This is a genomic window from Micromonospora sp. CNZ280 (assembly GCF_011759515.1).
Genome location: NZ_JAAOYP010000001.1, coordinates 2,046,759 through 2,065,175 on the forward strand (window position 1 = coordinate 2,046,759; position 18,417 = coordinate 2,065,175).

Here is an 18,417-nt window from a genome sequence, read left to right on the forward strand (position 1 = left end):
CGCGGCCGGTGACCGGCTAACCTAACGATCGTTTAGTCTTGCTCTGTGGCCGGAAACGGCGATGAGACGGGAGACACCAGGTGACGCTCGACGGTGAGGCTCTGGAGCAGCTGCGCAAGCGGGCCCGGGCCGGCGGTGCGGACAAGTACCACGCGGCGAACGCCGCCAAGGGCAAGCTCTTCGCGCGGGAGCGGGTGGCGCTTCTGGTCGACGAGGGCAGCTTCGTCGAGGACGGCCTCTACGCCAACGCGATGGCCGACGGGCTGCCCGCCGACGGCGTGGTCACCGGCACCGCGACCATCGACGGCCGCCCGGTCTGCCTGATGGCCAACGACTCCACGGTCAAGGCCGGCAGCTGGGGCGCGCGTACCGTCGAGAAGATCATCCGGATCATCGAGCGCGCCTACTCGACCGGCGTGCCGATGGTCTACCTGGTCGACTCGGCCGGCGCCCGGATCACCGACCAGGTCGAGCTCTTCCCGGGCCGCCGCGGCGCCGGCAAGATCTTCTGGAACCAGGTACGCGCCTCCGGCTCGATTCCGCAGGTCTGCGCCCTGTTCGGGCCGAGCGCGGCCGGCGGCGCGTACATCCCGGCGTTCTGCGACGTGGTGGCCATGGTCGACGGCAACGCAAGCATGTACCTCGGCTCCGACCGGATGGTCGAGATGGTCACCGGCGAGAAGACCACGCTGGAGGCGATGGGCGGGGCCAAGGTGCACTGCGCCGAGTCCGGCGTCGGGCACTTCCTCTGCAAGACCGAGGCCGACGCGCTCGACGTGGTCAAGCGCTACCTGTCGTACCTGCCGGCGAACTGGACGCAGGCCCCGCCGGCCGCCGAGGCCGTGCCCGCGCCGGAGAAGGCCGACCTGGCCGCGCTGGTGCCGGCGAGCGAGCGGCAGGCGTTCGACATGCGGCGGTACGTCAAGGGCCTGCTCGACGAGGGCAGCTTCTTCGAGATCCAGGCGCTCTGGGCCAAGGAGCTGACCATCGGCTTCGGCCGGTTGGACGGCGAGGTCGTCGGCGTGGTCGGCAACAACTCGATGTTCAAGGGCGGCGTGCTCTTCGTCGACTCGGCCGACAAGGCGACCCGGTTCGTGCAGCTCTGCGACGCGTTCAACGTGCCGCTGCTCTTCCTGAGCGACGTGCCCGGCTTCATGGTCGGCAGTGCGGTGGAGAAGCAGGGCATCATCCGGCACGGCGCCAAGATGATCACCGCGATCTCCGAGGCCACCGTGCCGAAGATCTGCGTGGTGGTCCGCAAGGCGTACGGCGCCGGCCTCTATGCGATGGCCGGCCCCGGCTTCGAGCCGGACGCCACGATCGCGCTGCCCACCGCCAAGATCGCGGTGATGGGCGCCGAGGCGGCGGTGAACGCGGTCTACGCCAACAAGATCGCGGCGATCGAGGACGAGGCCGAGCGGGCCGCCTTCGTCACCGCCAAGCGCGAGGAGTACGAGCGCGACATCGACATCGTCCGGCTCGCCAGCGAACTGGTGGTGGACGCCATCGTCGAGCCGCACGAGCTGCGCGCCGAGCTGGTCCGCCGGTTCGCCGCGGCACGACACAAGGAACGGCACTTCTCCCGGCGCCGGCACGGCGTCACCCCGGTCTGACCCCGTCACCGGCCCCACCCGGCCGGCTCGGGCCCGCCCGCACCAGCGACCCGCCCCCCGGCGTCACGAGCGCCCGGTGGCCCGTCACACAGGAGGATTCCATGGACTTCCGGCTCACCGACGAGCAAGAGGCGCTGCGGGAGAGCGTGCGGGAATTCGCCCGCGAGGTGGTCGCCCCGGTCATCGCCGAGCACTACGAGAAGCACACCTTCCCGTACGAGGTGATCCGGCAGATGGGCAAGATGGGGCTCTTCGGGCTCCCCTTCCCCGAGGAGCGCGGTGGGATGGGCGGCGACTACTTCGCCCTCTGCCTGGCGCTGGAGGAGTTGGCCCGGGTCGACTCCAGCGTGGCGATCACGCTGGAGGCGGCGGTCTCGCTGGGCGCGATGCCGATCTACCGGTTCGGCACCGACGAACAGCAGGCGCGGTGGCTGCCGAAGCTGCTCAGCGGCGAGGCGCTGGCCGGCTTCGGGCTGACCGAGCCGGGCTTCGGGTCGGACGCGGGCGGCACCCAGACCCGGGCCGTGCTGGACGAGTCGACCGACGAGTGGGTGATCAACGGCTCGAAGGCCTTCATCACCAACTCGGGCACCGACATCACCGCCCTGGTCACGGTCACCGCGGTCACCGGCACCCGGCCGGACGGCAGCAAGGAACTCTCCACCATCATCGTCCCCTCCGGCACGCCGGGCTTCACCGTCGCGCCGGGCTACTCCAAGGTCGGCTGGACCGCCTCGGACACCCACGAGCTGACCTTCGACGACTGCCGGGTGCCGGCGGCCAACCTGCTCGGTGAGCGGGGCCGGGGCTTCGCCCAGTTCCTGCGCATCCTCGACGAGGGGCGGATCGCGATCGCCGCGCTCGCCGTCGGCCTCGCCCAGGGCTGTGTCGACGAGTCGATCAAGTACGCGAAGGAGCGGCACGCCTTCGGCCAGCCGATCGGGAACTACCAGGCGATCCAGTTCAAGATCGCCGACATGGAGATGAAGGCGCACACGGCCCGGCTGGCGTACTACGACGCCGCCGCCCGGATGCTTGCCGGTGAGCCGTTCAAGCGGCAGGCGGCCATCGCCAAGCTGCACGCCAGCACGGTCGCGGTGGACAACGCGCGGGAGGCCACCCAGATCCACGGCGGCTACGGCTTCATGAACGAGTACCCGGTGGCCCGGTTCTGGCGCGACTCGAAGATCCTGGAGATCGGCGAGGGCACCTCCGAGGTGCAGCGCATGGTCATCTCCCGCGACCTCGGTCTCTGACCCGGTCGGGAGAGCCAGGCCGGCCGGGACTCCCCTCGCTCGCCGCAGGGCTTCCCGGGCAGTCGCCGACCGGGCCGGAAGGCGCCGCCGCCACGCTCCTGGCGGCAGCGGCGCGGACCGGCCCGGCACGCGGGCGCACCATGAGTCCGGGCTGTCGGATTTCGGCGCGGCTCCGTCGGCAGCCCGACGCTCCGCTGCCGACGGTCGCACCCCATCCGTACGCTTCCAGCCGATGAACGCGGACCGTGATCCTGCGCCGAGCTCCGGTCGCCCCACCCTGGCGGAACTGCTGCGCCGGCACCGGCTCGCCGCCGGCCTCACCCAGGCCGAGCTGGCGTCCCGGGCCGGCGTCGGCGTGCGTACCGTCCGCGACCTGGAGCGGGGCCGTTCGGCGCGGCCGCAGCGGACCACCGTGGAGCTGCTCGCCGGCGCGCTGGCCCTGGCCGGGCCGGCCCGCTCGGCGTTCCTCGCCGCCGCCCGGCCGGCGGCGCCGGCCAACCCGGCGTGGGCGGCCGGTGGCGCCGAGCCCGCCGACGCCGACGCCGGCCCGAACGCCCTGCCGCCACCGGCCGAGCTGATCGGGCGGGACCGCGACCTGGCCGAACTGGCCGGACTGCTCACCGACGAGCGGGGCCCCCGGCTGGTGAGCCTGGTCGGGCTGGCCGGCGTCGGCAAGACCGCGCTGGCCCTGGCGGCCGCCCACGCCGTCGCCGGCAACCATCCCGCCGGGGTCGCCGGGGTGCTGATCGGTGAGGGATCGGACGCGGCCGACGTGCTCGCCGCGTCGGTGGCGGTCTTCGGCGTCGCCCGGCTGCCCGAACTCGCCATCCGGCTCGACGGCCGGCCCGCCCTGCTGCTGATGGACGCGGTCGAGCGCGCCCCGGACGCGGTGGCCGAGGTGCTGCACCGGCTCGCCGCCACGGTTCCGTCGCTGCGGGTGCTGGTCACCGGCCGGCATCCGGTGGGCATCTCGGGCGAGCGGGTGCGCCCGGTGGCGCCGCTCGACGTACCCCCGCCGGGCAGTGAGCGGGCCGGGCCCGCCGCGCTCGCCGGTTACCCGGCGGTCGTGCTCTTCACCGCCCGACTGGCCCAGGTACGCCGGGAGCCGCCCGGCCCGATCGAGCTGCCGGCGCTGGCCGCGCTGGTACGGCGGCTCGGCGGGCTGCCGCTGGCGATCGAGCTGATGGCTGCCCGCGGCCGGATCCTCGACCTCAACGAGCTGCTCGACCGGTACGGCGACCGGGTCCTCGACCTGGCCACCGGTCCGGCCGGGCGATCGGGCTGGGAGGCGGAACCGGGCCGGCCGGAGGGCACCCGGGCGGCGGTGGCGACGACCCTGCGGGACGCGGTGGCCACCAGCTACCGCCTGCTCGCCGCGGACGAGCGGGCGGCGCTGCGCCGACTCGCCGTGTTCGGCAACCGGTGGTCGGTCGAGCTGGCCGAGGAGATGCTCGCCGACGACGCGGACCGGGACGGCACCGTCGTCGTCGACCCGGTGCCGCTGCTCGACCGGCTGGTCGAGATCGGGCTGCTGAGCGTACGGGGCACCGGCCCGTTCCGGTTCCGGCTGCTCGACGCGGTCCGGGACTTCGCCATCGAGCAGGCCACCGGCGCCGGCGAGCTGACCGCGATCCGGCGCCGGCACGCTCAGGTGATCGCCCGGCTGGTGGCGCGCACCGCCACCGACCTGGTCGGGGCGAACCTGCCCGCCGCCGTGCACCGCCTGGACGAGGTGAGCGGCGACATCAGCTCAGCGCTGGCGCACGCCGCCGTCGACGACCCGCTGACCGCGCTGCGCCTGGCCGCCGGGCTGACCCGCTGGTGGCGGTTCCGGGGGCGGGACGTCGCCGGGCGGCAGTGGCTGTGCCGGCTGCTCGCCGACCCGCGTACCGCCGACGCCGACCCGGTGCTGCGGGCGTGGGCGTTGCTCGGCGTGGCCCGGCTCGCCGCCGAGCACGGCGGTGGCGCCGAGGAGTTGCCGGCGGCCCGGGCCGCGCTGGCCGCGTTCCGCGAGGCCGGCGACGTGACCGGGGAGCTGGAGGCGCGGACCGTGCTCTGCGCGCTGCTGATCGCCACCGGCGGGCACGACGAGGGCCGGGCGCAGACCGAGGCGGTGCTGGAGCTGGCCGCGCGGAACGGGCGCACCCGGGACATGGCGGTCGCCCAGAACAACCTCGCCTGGCACGAGATCCGGGTGGGTGACCTGCCCGCGGCCCGGCGCCGGCTGGCCGCCGTCGACCGGCTCGCCGCGCAGGCCGGGGAGCAGCGGCTGCGGGTGCTCGCCCGGGCCAACCTGGCCGAGGTGGCCCGCCTCGCCGGCCGGTACGCGGACGCGGTCGACCAGGGCCGCCAGGTGGTGGCGGGGCTGACCGGGCTCGGTGACCCGGGACACCGGCGCCGGGTGCTCGGCACGGTGGGCCTGGCGCTCGCCCGGGACGGCCGGTCGGCGGAGGCGGGCGAGGTGCTCGCCGAGCTGCGCTCCGCTCCGGGGGCCGGTGGTGGCCCGGGGCCGCGGCCGGAGGATGGCATCTGCGCGTTGATCGAGGGGAACCTGGCCCTGCACCGGGGTGACCGGGAGCTGGCCGCGGAGTGGTTCGCCGCCGCGGCGGAGGCCGGCGTGGACGGGCAGGACCGGCGGGACGTGGTGGAGGCGCTGGTCGGGCTGGCCGCCAGCACGGCCGACCACGGCGTGCTCGACCGGCTCGACCGGGTCTGCCGGGAGAGCGGCATCCGACTGCTGCCGCAGGAGGAGAGGCTGCTGTACCCGCTGACCGAGGCACGCGGCGGGACGGCCGGGCCGGGCGACCTCGGGCCGGGGGCCGGGGACGAGCCCGGGGCTCGGGTGCCATGGCAACGCGGGACCGGGGTGGCGCGGGCGAGGAAGCCCCCTGTTACCCCTCGCTCTTCGCCCGCGCCGTCACCCCCCGGTGGGTCCCCGTGGCAGGAAGATTAGCCACCGGGCGAGGGGACGCCCGTCCGGTTTGATCGACTATCTCCCGCTGCCGGCGGCAGTTCTGCCGGTCTTTCTGCCGGTGTCCGGTTCGGGGTTGGTGCGGCGGTGCCGGTCCGGGCGGTGACGGCGTTCGGCGAGGGTGCGCCGCTCAGCAGCCCGTCGGGGCCGCCGCAGACTCCACGGGCACCGTGGTGCTGCCCGCGGTGGCGCCGGGGTGGACGGCGTCGCGCACCCGGCGCAGGCCGTCGAGCAGGGCGTGCAGCGCGTCCGGGTCGAGTTGGCCGGTGAACCACTGCTCGATGATGCGCAGGTGGCCGGGAAGCGTCTCGTCGAGCCGTTGCAGGCCGGCGGCGGTGACCACCGCGTACGAGCTGCGCCGGTCGGAGGGGCAGGCGCGCCGGGTCAACAGGCCGTCGCGCTCCATCCGGTCCACCACCCGGGTGACCCCGCTGGTGGAGAGGGAGGTCTGTGCGGCCAGGTCGGTCATCCGCAGCTGGTTGCCGGGTGAGCGGGCGAGCCGGGTCAGCACCTCGAACTCGACCGAGGACAGGCCGTGTTCCTCGAACTGTGCGGAGAACCGGGCCGACAGCCCGGCGTGCGCCTCGAAGAGCAGGCCGACGGCGGTGATCCGAGGGTCGTCGAACACGTTCTGGTTCACCCGTACATCCTAACAGTCCTTGACACGAGGAATATTGCTGCCGCTATAGTTGCTGAGGCAGTCGTTGGGCTACTAAACGATATCTCTCGGAGGGCAGTTTCCATGACCAGCAGCGTCGAAGCGGTTACCCGCGACTGGGAGGGCCTCACCATCCCGACCGCCGGCACCTACGTGCTGGACGCGGCGCACAAGCGCGTCGGGTTCGTCGCCCGGCACATGATGGTGAGCAAGGTGCGCGGTGAGTTCGCCGACGCCGCCGCCACCATCACCGTCGCCGAGGACCCGATGCAGTCCTCGGTCACCGCCACCATCCAGGCGGCCAGCATCGACACCAAGCAGGCCGACCGGGACGCCCACCTGCGCAGCGCCGAGTTCCTCGAGGTGGAGAAGTTCCCCACCCTCGAGTTCCGGAGCACCGCCGTGAAGTCCCGCGACGGCAACGAGTTCGTCCTCGTCGGCGACCTGACCATCAAGGACGTCACCCGCCAGGTCGAGCTGGAGGTCGAGTTCGAGGGCGTCGGCCGCAGCCCGTTCGGCCAGGACATCTTCGGCTTCTCCGCGAGCACCGAGATCGACCGCGAGGAGTTCGGCCTGACCTGGAACGTCGCCCTGGAGACCGGCGGCGTGCTGGTCGGCAAGAAGGTCAAGATCGAGATCGAGGGCGAGGCCGTCCGCCAGGCCTGATCCCCGAGGATCTGACGTACGTCGGGCCCGTGCCGCACCGCCGGCACGGGCCCGACGCCGTCCCGCCCCGCCGCCGGCGGCTCGTTCACCGCCGGCGCTCCCGGCCGGTCGACGCCGGTCCCCGGACTCGGCCGCCCACCAGCGGGGCTCCGGCGGCCCGGCCCGCGGTGGGGTGCGATTTGTCACGGCTCGTTCCCCCGGCGGTGCGGTGGCCGGCGGCCCGGGCTGGGTAGAGATGCCGGCGGGAGCGCGTACGGACCGGTCGCGGTCGTCCCGGCCGGTGGGCCACGGGCCCGGCCTCTGGTCCGCTGCGATCAACGCTCTTAACGTGGATGGTTCACAATGCGTTCCGGGACGGTACGGTCCCGAGTGCGCCTCGCGCCGGGAGGACGACATGGGCAGGGACGTCGCGCAGGGCGCCTTCTCCCGGGAGGACCGGGTCCGCTACCGGCAGAAGGTCCGGCGCTGTCTGGACGTTTTCGCGCTGATGCTCGACGACTTCGGGTTCGACGCCGACCGCCCGATGACCGGTCTGGAGATCGAACTCAACCTGGTCGACTCGGCGGCCGAGCCGGCGATGCGCAACGAGGAGATCCTCGCCGACATCGCGGACCCGCTCTTCCAGACCGAGCTGGGGCAGTTCAACCTGGAACTCAACGCGCTGCCCCGGCTGATCGAGGGCGCCGGCTTCGCCGACTACGAGAACGAGCTGCGCGGCAGTCTCACCCGGGCCGACGAGCGGGCGGCCAAGTCGGACGCGAAGATCGTCCTGGTCGGCATCCTGCCCACGCTCACCGAGCGGCACCTGGTCGCGGACAACCTCTCCACCAACGAGCGCTACCGGGTGCTCAACGACCAGATCGTCGGCGCGCGAGGGGAGGACATCGAACTCGACATCCGGGGCGTCGAGCGGCTCCAGACGCACACCGACTCGATCGCTCCCGAGGCCGCCTGCACCAGTCTCCAGTTCCACCTCCAGGTCGCGCCGGACAGCTTCGCCGACTACTGGAACGCGTCCCAGGCGATCGCCGCCGCGCAGGTCGCCGTCGGCGCCAACTCGCCCTACCTCTACGGCCGGCAGCTCTGGGCGGAGACCCGGATCGCCCTGTTCCAGCAGGCCACCGACACCCGCCCGGACGAGCTGAAGGCGCAGGGCGTACGCCCCCGGGTCTGGTTCGGTGAACGGTGGATCACCTCGATCTTCGACCTGTTCGAGGAGAACGTCCGCTACTTCCCGCCGCTGCTGCCCATCTGCGAGGACGAGGACCCGGTCGAGGTGCTGCACGGCGGCGGCGTGCCGCAACTGGGTGAGCTGCGGCTGCACAACGGCACCGTCTACCGCTGGAACCGGCCGGTCTACGACATCATGGACGGCCGTCCGCACCTGCGGGTGGAGAACCGGGTGCTCCCGGCCGGGCCGACCGTGGTGGACATGCTGGCCAACGCCGCCTTCTACTTCGGACTGGCCCGGGGGCTGGCCGAGGCGGACCGTCCGATCTGGAGCCAGCTCACCTTCAGCTCGGCCGAGGAGAACTTCCACGCCGCCGCGCGGCGCGGGATGGACGCCGTGCTGCACTGGCCGCGGCTCGGCGAGGTGCCGGTGACCAAGCTGGTCCTCGACGTGCTGCTGCCCCGGGCCGCGGCCGGGCTGGACCGGTTCGGGGTCGTCCCGGCGGAACGGGACCGGCTGCTCGGCATCATCGAGCAGCGCTGCCGTACCGGCCGCAACGGCGCGGTCTGGCAGACCGAGGCGGTCTGGGCCGCCGAGCGGCACCGGGGGATGGACCGGAACGCCGCACTGCACCACATGGTCCAGCGCTACGCCGAACTGCAGCGCAGCAACGAGCCGGTGCACACCTGGCCGGTGGAGTGACGGACGCTGCCGGCGGCCGCCCGGCCGCCACCAGCAGGTGTGGTCAGCGGGAGCGCCGGGTCGACCGGAGGCGTCGACCGGCCGGACCCTCGTCGCCGGCAGGGTCGGCGGCGTCCCCAGATCCACCCGCCGGCGTCGCCGCGTCCGCCCCGGCAGTTCCCGCGCCACCGGGCTTCGAGGTGCCTCCACCCGCCGGCTTCGAGGTGCCGGCCTGCTTTGCGCCGCCGGTCGGCGCCCCGGCCGTGCCGCCGACGGTGGCCGGTTCGCTGCTGGTGGCCGATTCGCTGGCGGTGGCGGGCGGGCGGGAGGACTTGCCGGCGCGCTGCCGAGGCACCCGCGTCGTCCCGGAGCCGACCGCATCCGCCGACCCGGGGTCCGCCGGTGTGGCCGGTGCCGGCTCGACGGCGGTCGGGTCGACCCCGACCCCGGCGGTGGTCGCCGAGCGGCGGGCGGCGCGCTGGGCGAGCGCGGCGACCAGCGCCGAGCCGCCGACACCGACGATCACCGCGTACGGGGCGATCAGGTGGGCCGACACCTGCTCCGGGCTGATCGCGGTCACCCGGGGCACCGCCAGGAAGTACGCGACCGCGACGAGCAGCGGCCCGGCCGCGCCGGAGGCCACCGCGCCGACCCGGTGCTCGGGGTGCCGGGCGGCGCCCCGGGCGGCGAGCGCGCCGATGACCAGCGCGGAGCCGAGCGAGAGCAGCGCGCCGGGCCAGTAGAGGTAGTCCCGGATCCAGTACCGGCCGTCGTCGGCGCTGAGCTGCCAGATGCCGAGTTGCGCGCTGGTCAACCCGCGGCCGGCGAGCACGCCGTCGACCACGGCGACCACCGCGAGCAGCCAGAGCCAGGCGATGGTGGCGATGACGTTGGCGGCGGCGGCCCGGGACCGCAGCGCCCAGCCGGCGGCGAGTACGCCCACCAGCACCCCGACCGCCGCGTAGCCGGCGGCGACCTCCCGGGGCGAGGGGGTGTCGGCCACCTCCGCCATCCGGGCCGGTACGGCGACCAGTAGCACCGTGATCAGGGCGCCGAAGCCGGCGGCGAGCGCCAGGAGAAGGAGCCGGAGCGGGCCGACCTGCTCCGGTCCGGCGTCGGCGTCCGGCCGGTCGGCGACCTCGCCGTCGACGGTCGCCGGTGCGGCCTCAGCGGACGCCTCGCCGGGCGGCGGATAACCCGCCGGGCGGTTCGGCGCGCCCCGGTCGCGCAGCCGCTGCGCGCAGACCGCACCGAAGACGGTCGAGGTGGCGGCGATCCAGGTGGCCCAGACCAGACTGGCGACCCAGGCCGCCGGTCCGGCGCCGGGGTCGGCCGGCGCCCAGTTGATGATGCCCAGCCCGTAGCCGAAACCCAGTTGGGCGGCACCCGCGCCGGCAGCGACGCCGATCGCGGTGGCGATCGGTACTCCCCAGCCCCGTCTGGCCATGCGGGGCAGCGTAACGTCCCGGAGTCGGCGCGGCGAGTGGTGCCGGGACGACAGGTATCTCGACCCGGCAGAACGTACCGGCGGGTGGCCGCCCGGTGACGGGCGGCGACCACGGCTCGGCGCGGCGACCGCGCGGAGCGGGCTTGGCGGCGCCGGGTACGGTCGCCGGGGATGAGGCGGTGGGCGGTATGACGGACGGGAACACGGACCCGCGGACGGGCGGCGCGAGCGGCGACGCCGGGCCGGACCGGCTGACCCTGGCGCTCGGTGGCGGGCTGGCCGTCGCGCTGCTCGCCGCGATCGGCGCCACCGGTGGCTGGCTGCTCGCCGGGGAGGACGACGGGCCCACCGGCCGGCCCGTCGCGGGCGCCACCACCGGCGTGCCGACCGGCACCCCGAGCGCCGCTCCGACCCGGGCCGGCGTGACCCCGACGGCACCCCGGTCGACGTCGCCGACCCGGTCCACCGGGCTGACCGTGCCGCCGCTGATCGGCACCGATTTCGCCGAGGCCCGCGACGAACTGCGGGAGCGGCGGCTGGGCTGGCGGCTGATCTTCGGCACCGGCACCGGGCGCACCGTGACCCGTACCTCGCCGGCGGTCGGCGCGGAGGTGCGGCCCGGCACCACGGTGCACCTCTACGTGGATGGTCCGGCGCCGGCCAGCTCGGTGCCCGACGTGGTCGGCGAGGAGTGCGACGACGCGGCCGACGAACTCGTCGACGAGGGCTTCTACCCGCGGTACCGGTCGGGCCGGCGCGGCGTGGTCACCCGCCAGGAGCCGGCCGGCGACACCGCGGGCAACTGGAACGACCCGGTCGCCATCTGGTGCGGCGCGGCGGCTCCCGGCTCCCCCACCGCGTCCCCGGTGCCGTGACGGGCGGGTCGGCACGCTGATCCCGGCCGATGGGCGCCCGGACCGCTAGGTTGACGGTCGAGGGCCACGACGCCCGTCCCGGTCCGGGAAAGGACGTGCCATGAGCGAGCGGCAGCGAGCGAATCATCGGCACAGCGCGTGGGTGCCTCATGTCGGCACGCAGCGAAGCGGAGTGCCGGCATGAGCGACGAGCGGCAGGAGCCGCCCGTCGGGGACGACCAGACCCGACCGTTGCCGCCGTCGGACGACCGGGCCAGCGGGCCGGAGCCCGTCGACCGGACGCAGCGGCTGCCCGGCCCGGCGGACCGGACGGCGGCGCAGCCGCCCGAACCGGCCGCGCCGGACCAGACCGCTCCGCTGCCGCCGACCGGGCGTCCCGGCCCGGCGGCGTGGTCCGGGCGGGCCGAGGTGCCGCCGCCCAGACCGGCCGACTACCAGCCGGGCGGCGGCGAGTGGTACGCCGAGGACACCGGCCGGCGCTGGTGGCTGCCGATCCTCTGGGGCGTGGTCGTGCTGCTGCTGCTCGCCGTTCTGGGCGCCGGGCTGTGGCTGGCCCTCCAGTCGGCCGACGACGGGACGGAGCCGGGCCCGACCCCGTCGGTGTCGCCGACCCGTACCGCCCCGACCACGCCCGCGCCGGCCACCGCCGAGCCCACCACCCGGTCGCCCTCCGCGCCGCCGACCAGCGAACCGGTCGAGGTGCCGGTGCCGCCGCTGGTCGGTCTGCAGCAGGAGGCGGCGGAGGCGATCCTGGACCGGCTCGGGTTGGATCACCGGGTCGAGTACCGGGCGTCGGACCGGCCGGCCGGCACGGTGATCGACACGGAGCCGGCCGCGGGCGAAGCGGTGCCGGCCGGCGAGGAGGTCACGTTGACCGTGTCCCGGGCCCGGCCGACGCCGACCGCAAGCCCGAGCGAGCCGACCACCGAGCCGACCCCGGCGGACTGACCCGCGGCTGGCCCGCCCCAGACGGACTGGCCCGGTCCCGACCGAGGAGGCCAGCGGGCCGCGGTGGTCCGGCCGGCGGTCCGGTCACCACATTCGGCGTCTCGTGCCCACCAACCCCAGGCCGGCGAGCGAGATGGCCAGCCCGAGGACGCCCGACCAGAACAGCGAGCGGCGGATGTCCTCCGGCGTGTGCCCGCCGGCCGCCGCCGGTTCGGCGCCCGACGGCGGGGCGGCGACCGGCCCGCCGGAGTCGGGCGCCGGGTCGGTGGCCGGCGGGTCGGGCTGGTCGAACGCGAACGGGTCGTACTCGTCGTGCGGTTCGGCCGACGGGTCTTCGCCGATCACGGTGATCTCCGGTGCCGGGACCGGATCGGTCAGTCGGGTGGACGACAGGGCGGGGTCGCGGACCACGACCACGAGCGTGGTCGCGGCGCCGAACAGCGCCAGGATTCCGAAGGCGTAGGCGATACGGGAGCGGTGGGGCCGCCGCGCGGCGGACTGATTGACCATGACCATCCCAGGTTCGGGGTCCTGGACGCGCGGGGTGGAAACCTGCCGGGGTGGGCGTACCGATTCTATGGCGGCGGCACGCCCCCCGGCGGCCGTTCGGGGAGGTCAGCCCACCCGGACCGGGGTCCGGACGACCGGCCTGCGGGCGGCCGTACGCACGGTGTGCGGGCGGGGTTCCGGGGCGGCCCGCAGCTGGCGCAGCCCCTGCCGCTGTACGAAGATCGACCGCCGGTTGACCGCGTCCCCCGCCGCGTTCAACTCGTAGCCGTCGAGCCAGAGCCAACCGTCGTAGGTCGGCCAGTCGAGCACCCGGATCACCCGGAACATGATGGGCCTGAGGAACTGGACACTCGCCGCGCGAGTCACGTGCAGTACGTCACCGGAGCGGGGAAGCACATGGACTCCTGGGGAGGGTTGGCCGGCGGACGGGCCGGCGGAGCTGGTCGGGGGAAGGTTTCCGGCCGGGCGACGGGGTCGTGCCTGGTGGGCCGGCGGGTGCGGGTGGTGGTGGTCGGGCGGTGCCCGCTGGTGGCGTGCCGCCACCCGACCAACACCCGATCGCTCCCGGGCACCGCACCCGCCGCCGCAGCCTGCTGGCGTGCAGCGGCGGGGTCATCAGCCCGGGGCAGATCCTGTTGTCGCAGGTCGGGCACGATCACCGTCCGGTTTCCGGGCGCTGGTGGGGTCACCGCTCCGGACGAGCGATCTTGACGGTGAGTGACCCGTGCCATACGGACAGAGTGCATCACACACGTGCGACATGCAAGTTGCACGTCGACTTTTGCCGATACGCGAGCGGCTCGCGCGTCACGACGCTTGAAGCCGTCGGCGTCCAAACGGCACACTGAGGGCCGGTTTCGCCCGTCGCGGCCGGCCGACGACCGGCACCACCCCCTGCCGCGAACGCCTCGCCCGCTGCCCAGGGTCGCGCCCCGGCGGGCGGGCGACAGCGGCGCGTCCACGCGGAGGTGTACCGGTGAGGGGCAGCGAGCGGTCCGGAACGGCAGCCGAGGGTGCGATCCTGAGCGCGAGCGGTGCCCCGCTCCGGCGAACCCTGTGGCGAACCGAGGTGCGGTCGTGAGCGAGCGGCGCAGTCCGACCATCCGGCGCCGCCGGCTCGGTGCGGAGCTGCGCCGGCAACGGGAGTCGGCCGGGATCACCATCGAGGCCGTCGCCGAGCAGCTGGAGTGCTCGGCGTCGAAGATCTCCCGGATCGAGACCGGCCACACCACGGCGACCCCGCGGGACGTGCGGGACATGCTCCGGATCTACGGCGTGGTCGGCGCCGAGAGCGACGAGCTGGTGCAGATCGCCCGGGAGGCCCGGCAGAAGGGCTGGTGGCACCCGTACAGCACGGTGCTGGTCGGGGCGTACGTCGGGCTGGAGGCGGCGGCCAGCTCGATCCGGGCGTACGAGCAGCAGGTGGTCCCCGGTCTGTTGGAGACCGAGGAGTACGCGAGTGCCATGATCCGCGCCGCCCGGCCGGACTTCAGCGCCGACCAGGTCGCACAACGTGTCCGTGTCCGCCTGGGCCGCCAGTCGTTGCTGACTCAGGATGATCCGGTCGATCTGTGGGTGGTGCTCGATGAGGCGGTGGTGAGCCGGCCGGTGGGCGGGGACGAAGTGATGCGTGGCCAGCTGAAACGGCTGGTCGAGGTGGCCGAGTTGCCGAACGTGACGTTGCAGATCCTGCCGTTCGAGGTGGGGGCGCACGCCGGCATGGACGGCACCTTCACGATCCTCAGCTTCCCCGAGCCCGGTGATCCGGATGTCGTGTACGCGGAGAACGCCACGGGTGGGCTCTTCCTGGAGAAGAGTGACGAACTGCAGAAGTACAGCTTCATCTTCGATCACATCCGCGCGGCGGCCATCCGTCCGGAGGAGTCCATCGCACACATCGCGAAACTGGCAGAGGAGCCGTTGTGGAAATGGCGACCAAAGGGTTCCCCGTGGACCTGATGCAGGCAACCTGGTTCAAGAGCTCGAAGAGCGGGCCGAACTGTGACAACTGCGTCGAGGTGGCGTACGTGACCGGGGCGGTCGGGGTCCGGGACTCGAAGGACAAGACGGGTCCCGCCCTGGTCTTCGCCCCGGGCGACTGGCACGCCTTCGTCGACAGCGCCAAGCGCGGCGGCTTCGGCCGGGACTGACCACCGGCGTGACACCGACGGCGGGTTCCCGTCCGGTCCGCCGGACGGGGATCCGACCGTGCCCGGACCGGCGCGGGACGGCCGCGGCGTGCGGGCCGCCGAGGCCCATCGGCGCACCGAAGCGCCGGGTGGGTCGCCTCACCGTGCCGGCGGGCGCGGTGCCGCCCCGCCGCTCGGACGTGACCCCGCCTCCGGGATTCCCGTCGCCACATCGGTCCCGTCTCGTTGTACCCCTCGGTACGGCGCTGGTCGACAACCCGCCGCGGATCGACAACCGAGCTAGGCAGGCGAGACGGATGACGACGATCGGTTCAGAGAACCTCAGCAACGGTCCGGGCAAGCCGGAGCGGTTCGGTGGCAAGTACCGGGGAGCGCGCCGGGACACCGTGCTGACCGAGGTGGTGTCGACCGACACCGAGAACGCCGGCCGGGACGCCACGCCCGCCGCCCCCGAGCAGGCCGGCCCGCCGCTCTCCCTGCCGTCGCTGGATCCGAACCCGCTCACCGAGCCCTCGTTTCCGCCCGGCGGCTGGTCGATGGAGCCGAACGAGTCGCTGGCCGACCACCCGCTGCTGCGCGGCCTGCTGATGGAGTTGCCGCCGAAGGGCAGCGTGCCCCCGCCCGGCTGGCTGGACCGCTGGTTCGAGGCGACCCGGGCGATCCTGGAACTGCTATACGTGCAGGGGGCCGGCCGCTCCCGCTGACGACGGCTCCGCCGGCTCGGCGAGCGTCATCCGCTCGACCGGCACCGCCCAGCCCGCCGGCGCCAACGGTTCCGCCGGCAACGCCCGCTCGGCCAGGCGGTTGTGCCGCAGCGCGTGCCGCACCCCGAGCACGGCGACGCAGAGCGCGCCGACGGTGATCGCCGGACCGGTCACGCCCGGTTCCACGAGCAGGTCCGCGCCACCCGCGGTGAGCAGTGCCGGCACCGTGGCCAGGCCGGTGACGTGCAACGGCAGCCCGATCATCGGATGCGCCGCGGCGGCCCGCAGGCCGTGCGGGGCGGGCGTGTCCGGCGCGGCGGCGAAGGCGCCCGCGCCGGCCCACAACCGGCGCAGCCGGCGTACGGCGAAGAGCGCGACCAGCGCGGCCGGTCCGGCGGCGAGAGCGAGGTTGCCGGCGGCCCGGTCCGCCATGGTGGCCCCGCCGCTGGACAGCCCGGCGGTCAGCACCGCCGCGGTCAGCCCCAGCCCGGTCAGAGTGAGGACGAGCGACCAGCCGGCCCGCCGGCGCAGGGCGTGGGCGCGGTCGATCCGGGGCAGCCCGTCCGCGACGTACCCGGCGGCCAGCCAGACGGCGGCGACCGGCAGCAGCACGGCGAGATGGCTCTCCATGTCTGACAGCCTTGCCCGTTCGGGGGCCGGGCGAATCCGGGCCGGCCCCCCGTTCGGCCCGTAGTCGCATCCCGTAGGGGATCCATCCCTCCGATGTTATTGACGATTCGACATGTTTATCTGTCTCTCCGCGCCGATCTACCCTCAGACCGATTGGCATCCATCGATCAACCCGCCACGAACGGGTGGACGGTCGGTGCTGGTCGGAGGAGGGAGGTAGGAAGATGGCTCTTCCACACAGGTCCGTACTCGTCGGGGTGGCCGCGCTGGCGATGGTGGCGGCCGCCACGCCCGCGATGGCCGCCGAACCGGTCGGGGTGATCCGCAGTGCCGGCGGGGACACCGCCGTCGCGGACAGCTACATCGTGGTGTTCAAGGACAGCGCGGTCGGGCGGAGCGCCGTGGGCGACAACGCCCAGCGGCTCGTCGGCCGGCACGGCGGCACCGTGGCGCGCACCTACGGCGCGGCGCTGCGTGGCTTCGAGGTCCGGGTCGGCGCGAAGGCCGCCGCGCGGATCGCGGCCGACCCCGCGGTGGCGTACGTCGAGCAGAACCACACCGTGACGCTCTCCGGCACCCAGACCAACCCCCCGTCCTGGGGTCTGGACCGGATCGACCAGCGCAACCTGCCGCTGGACAACTCGTACACCTACCCGAACACGGCGTCCAACGTGCGCGCCTACGTCATCGACACCGGCGTGCTGTACGGGCACAACGACTTCGGGGGCCGGGCGGTCTCCGGCTTCGACGCGGTGGACGGCGGCTCCGCCGACGACTGCAACGGCCACGGCACGCATGTCGCGGGGACCGTCGGCGGCTCGTCGTACGGGGTGGCCAAGGGCGTCCAGATCGTCGGCGTACGGGTGCTGAACTGCCAGGGCTCGGGCACCATTGCCCAGGTCGTGGGCGGCATCGACTGGGTCACCGCGAACGCGGTCAAGCCGGCCGTGGCGAACATGAGCCTCGGCGGCGGGGCCAACAGCTCCATCGACACCGCGGTGACCAACTCCATCAACTCCGGCATCACGTACGCCGTCGCGGCCGGCAACGGCGACATCTTCGGCAACCGGCAGAACGCCTGCAACTACTCGCCGGCCCGGGTCGCCTCGGCGATCACCGTCGGCGCCACCCAGAACAACGACGCCGCGGCCAGCTTCTCCAACTACGGCACCTGCGTCGACATCCTGGCGCCGGGCGTCAACATCACGTCCGCCTGGTACACCGGCAACAGCGCCACGAACACGATCAGCGGCACCTCGATGGCGTCCCCGCACGTCGCCGGCGCCGCGGCGCTGGTGCTCTCGGCGAACCCGTCGTGGAGCCCGCAGCAGGTGCGCGACAGCCTGGTCAACAACGCCACCCCGAACGTGGTGACCAACCCGGGCACCGGCACCCCCAACCGGCTGCTCTACGTGGTGAACGACGGCACCCCGCCGGTGAACGACTTCTCCGTCTCGGTCTCGCCGACCTCCGGTTCCACCGCGCCCGGCGGCTCGGTGACCACCACGGTCAGCACCGCCACCACCAACGGCTCGGCCCAGTCGGTCAGCCTCTCCGCCAGCGGCCTGCCGTCCGGCGCGACCGCCTCGTTCAACCCGGCCACGGTGACCTCGGGTGGTTCGTCGACGCTGACCATCAGCACCTCGGCGAGCACGCCGCCCGGCACCTACCCGGTGACCGTCACCGGCAGCGCGGCCTCGGGCACCCGGACCGCGACGTACACGCTGACGGTGACCGGCTCCGGTGGCGGCGGCTGTTCCGGCAGCAACGGCACCGACGTGGCGATCCCGGACACCGGCGCCACGGTCTCCAGCCCGATCACCATCTCCGGCTGCGCCCGCAACGCCTCGTCCAGCTCGACGGTGGCGGTGAACATCGTGCACACCTGGCGCGGTGACCTGGTGATCGACCTGGTCGCCCCGGACGGCTCGTCCTACCGGCTGAAGAACAGCAGCTTCTGGGACAGCGCGGACAACGTCAACACCACCTACACGGTGAACCTGTCCAGCGAGGCGGCGAACGGTACCTGGCAGCTGCGGGTGCGGGACGTCTACGGCGGTGACACCGGCTACATCAACACCTGGACGCTGACCCTCTGACCAGCGGCCGTGCGGGGCCCCTCCCTACCGGGGAGGGG

16 protein-coding genes are annotated in these 18,417 nt (G+C 73.9%); 11 read left to right on the top strand and 5 right to left on the bottom strand.

Annotated features, from left to right (window positions below; genetic code table 11):
- The first annotated feature begins 80 nt into the window (after positions 1–80).
- The 3 genes from FHX32_RS09735 (at position 81) to FHX32_RS09745 (ending at position 5,822) form a co-directional block, all read left to right on the top strand.
- Positions 81–1,613: an acyl-CoA carboxylase subunit beta gene (locus tag FHX32_RS09735; protein ID WP_167180407.1), complete on the top strand. Its 1,533-nt coding sequence runs from the start codon at positions 81–83 to the stop codon at positions 1,611–1,613.
- A 101-nt stretch (positions 1,614–1,714) separates the two neighbouring features.
- Positions 1,715–2,869: an acyl-CoA dehydrogenase family protein gene (locus FHX32_RS09740; RefSeq protein WP_167180408.1), complete on the top strand. Its 1,155-nt coding sequence runs from the start codon at positions 1,715–1,717 to the stop codon at positions 2,867–2,869.
- A gap of 232 nt (positions 2,870–3,101) precedes the next feature.
- Positions 3,102–5,822: a helix-turn-helix domain-containing protein gene (locus FHX32_RS09745; RefSeq protein WP_167180409.1), complete on the top strand. Its 2,721-nt coding sequence runs from the start codon at positions 3,102–3,104 to the stop codon at positions 5,820–5,822.
- Between the two features lie 148 nt (positions 5,823–5,970).
- Here FHX32_RS09745 and FHX32_RS09750 read toward each other — a convergent pair whose 3' ends face one another.
- Positions 5,971–6,480, bottom strand: coding sequence for a MarR family winged helix-turn-helix transcriptional regulator (locus tag FHX32_RS09750; protein ID WP_088996746.1), 510 nt, complete (start codon positions 6,478–6,480; stop codon positions 5,971–5,973).
- Positions 6,481–6,582: 102 nt separating this feature from the next.
- On the opposite strand from FHX32_RS09750, the gene FHX32_RS09755 reads away from it, so the two are divergent.
- Both FHX32_RS09755 and FHX32_RS09760 read left to right on the top strand, forming a co-directional pair.
- On the top strand, positions 6,583–7,164 hold the full coding sequence (locus FHX32_RS09755; protein ID WP_167180410.1) for a YceI family protein: 582 nt from the start codon (positions 6,583–6,585) through the stop codon (positions 7,162–7,164).
- A gap of 394 nt (positions 7,165–7,558) precedes the next feature.
- Positions 7,559–9,037 (top strand): glutamate-cysteine ligase family protein, encoded by a 1,479-nt coding sequence (locus FHX32_RS09760; RefSeq protein ID WP_167180411.1) that lies wholly within the window; start codon positions 7,559–7,561, stop codon positions 9,035–9,037.
- A 43-nt stretch (positions 9,038–9,080) separates the two neighbouring features.
- Here the strand turns inward: FHX32_RS09760 and FHX32_RS34955 are convergent, their stop codons facing one another.
- Positions 9,081–10,463, bottom strand: a complete 1,383-nt coding sequence (locus FHX32_RS34955; RefSeq protein ID WP_486480983.1) for a hypothetical protein — start codon at positions 10,461–10,463, stop codon at positions 9,081–9,083.
- Positions 10,464–10,651: 188 nt separating this feature from the next.
- Between FHX32_RS34955 and FHX32_RS09770 the strand changes: the two genes are divergently transcribed.
- Positions 10,652–11,338, top strand: coding sequence for a PASTA domain-containing protein (locus FHX32_RS09770; protein ID WP_167180412.1), 687 nt, complete (start codon positions 10,652–10,654; stop codon positions 11,336–11,338).
- Between the two features lie 180 nt (positions 11,339–11,518).
- Complete coding sequence (locus FHX32_RS09775) at positions 11,519–12,286, top strand: PASTA domain-containing protein (protein WP_167180413.1); 768 nt, start codon at positions 11,519–11,521, stop codon at positions 12,284–12,286.
- A gap of 84 nt (positions 12,287–12,370) precedes the next feature.
- Here FHX32_RS09775 and FHX32_RS09780 read toward each other — a convergent pair whose 3' ends face one another.
- The gene (locus FHX32_RS09780) at positions 12,371–12,802 is read right to left on the bottom strand and encodes a hypothetical protein (protein ID WP_208418025.1); all 432 of its coding nucleotides are present in this window, start codon (positions 12,800–12,802) and stop codon (positions 12,371–12,373) included.
- 99 nt (positions 12,803–12,901) lie between these two features.
- Complete coding sequence (locus FHX32_RS09785) at positions 12,902–13,192, bottom strand: hypothetical protein (RefSeq protein WP_167180415.1); 291 nt, start codon at positions 13,190–13,192, stop codon at positions 12,902–12,904.
- A 681-nt stretch (positions 13,193–13,873) separates the two neighbouring features.
- Between FHX32_RS09785 and FHX32_RS09790 the strand changes: the two genes are divergently transcribed.
- The 3 genes from FHX32_RS09790 (at position 13,874) to FHX32_RS09800 (ending at position 15,650) form a co-directional block, all read left to right on the top strand.
- Positions 13,874–14,755 (top strand): Scr1 family TA system antitoxin-like transcriptional regulator, encoded by an 882-nt coding sequence (locus FHX32_RS09790; protein ID WP_167180416.1) that lies wholly within the window; start codon positions 13,874–13,876, stop codon positions 14,753–14,755.
- Complete coding sequence (locus tag FHX32_RS09795; RefSeq protein WP_167180417.1) at positions 14,725–14,946, top strand: DUF397 domain-containing protein; 222 nt, start codon at positions 14,725–14,727, stop codon at positions 14,944–14,946. The genes FHX32_RS09790 and FHX32_RS09795 overlap by 31 nt, the downstream gene beginning before the upstream one ends.
- 296 nt (positions 14,947–15,242) lie before the next feature.
- Complete coding sequence (locus tag FHX32_RS09800) at positions 15,243–15,650, top strand: hypothetical protein (protein ID WP_167180418.1); 408 nt, start codon at positions 15,243–15,245, stop codon at positions 15,648–15,650.
- Here the strand turns inward: FHX32_RS09800 and FHX32_RS09805 are convergent.
- A complete protein-coding gene (locus FHX32_RS09805; RefSeq protein WP_486480984.1) occupies positions 15,618–16,280 on the bottom strand; it encodes a hypothetical protein in 663 nt (220 codons plus the stop codon). The two genes, FHX32_RS09800 and FHX32_RS09805, sit on opposite strands and share 33 nt — an antisense overlap.
- A gap of 224 nt (positions 16,281–16,504) precedes the next feature.
- Between FHX32_RS09805 and FHX32_RS09810 the strand changes: the two genes are divergently transcribed.
- Positions 16,505–18,379 carry a S8 family serine peptidase gene (locus FHX32_RS09810; protein ID WP_167180419.1) on the top strand — a complete coding sequence of 625 codons (1,875 nt, stop codon included), beginning with the start codon at positions 16,505–16,507 and terminating at the stop codon, positions 18,377–18,379.
- Positions 18,380–18,417: the final 38 nt, after the last annotated feature.

Bases quoted from the DNA above. Each gene is read 5' to 3' on its own strand.
- FHX32_RS09740 (WP_167180408.1), top strand. From the start codon at position 1,715: ATGGACTTCCGGCTCACCGACGAGCAAGAGGCGCTGCGGGAGAGCGTG.
- FHX32_RS09745 (WP_167180409.1), top strand. From the start codon at position 3,102: ATGAACGCGGACCGTGATCCTGCGCCGAGCTCCGGTCGCCCCACCCTG.
- FHX32_RS09755 (WP_167180410.1), top strand. From the start codon at position 6,583: ATGACCAGCAGCGTCGAAGCGGTTACCCGCGACTGGGAGGGCCTCACC.
- FHX32_RS09760 (WP_167180411.1), top strand. From the start codon at position 7,559: ATGGGCAGGGACGTCGCGCAGGGCGCCTTCTCCCGGGAGGACCGGGTC.
- FHX32_RS34955 (WP_486480983.1), bottom strand. From the start codon at position 10,463: ATGGCCAGACGGGGCTGGGGAGTACCGATCGCCACCGCGATCGGCGTC.
- FHX32_RS09770 (WP_167180412.1), top strand. From the start codon at position 10,652: ATGACGGACGGGAACACGGACCCGCGGACGGGCGGCGCGAGCGGCGAC.
- FHX32_RS09775 (WP_167180413.1), top strand. From the start codon at position 11,519: ATGAGCGACGAGCGGCAGGAGCCGCCCGTCGGGGACGACCAGACCCGA.
- FHX32_RS09780 (WP_208418025.1), bottom strand. From the start codon at position 12,802: ATGGTCATGGTCAATCAGTCCGCCGCGCGGCGGCCCCACCGCTCCCGT.
- FHX32_RS09795 (WP_167180417.1), top strand. From the start codon at position 14,725: ATGGCGACCAAAGGGTTCCCCGTGGACCTGATGCAGGCAACCTGGTTC.
- FHX32_RS09800 (WP_167180418.1), top strand. From the start codon at position 15,243: ATGACGACGATCGGTTCAGAGAACCTCAGCAACGGTCCGGGCAAGCCG.
- FHX32_RS09805 (WP_486480984.1), bottom strand. From the start codon at position 16,280: ATGGAGAGCCATCTCGCCGTGCTGCTGCCGGTCGCCGCCGTCTGGCTG.
- FHX32_RS09810 (WP_167180419.1), top strand. From the start codon at position 16,505: ATGGCTCTTCCACACAGGTCCGTACTCGTCGGGGTGGCCGCGCTGGCG.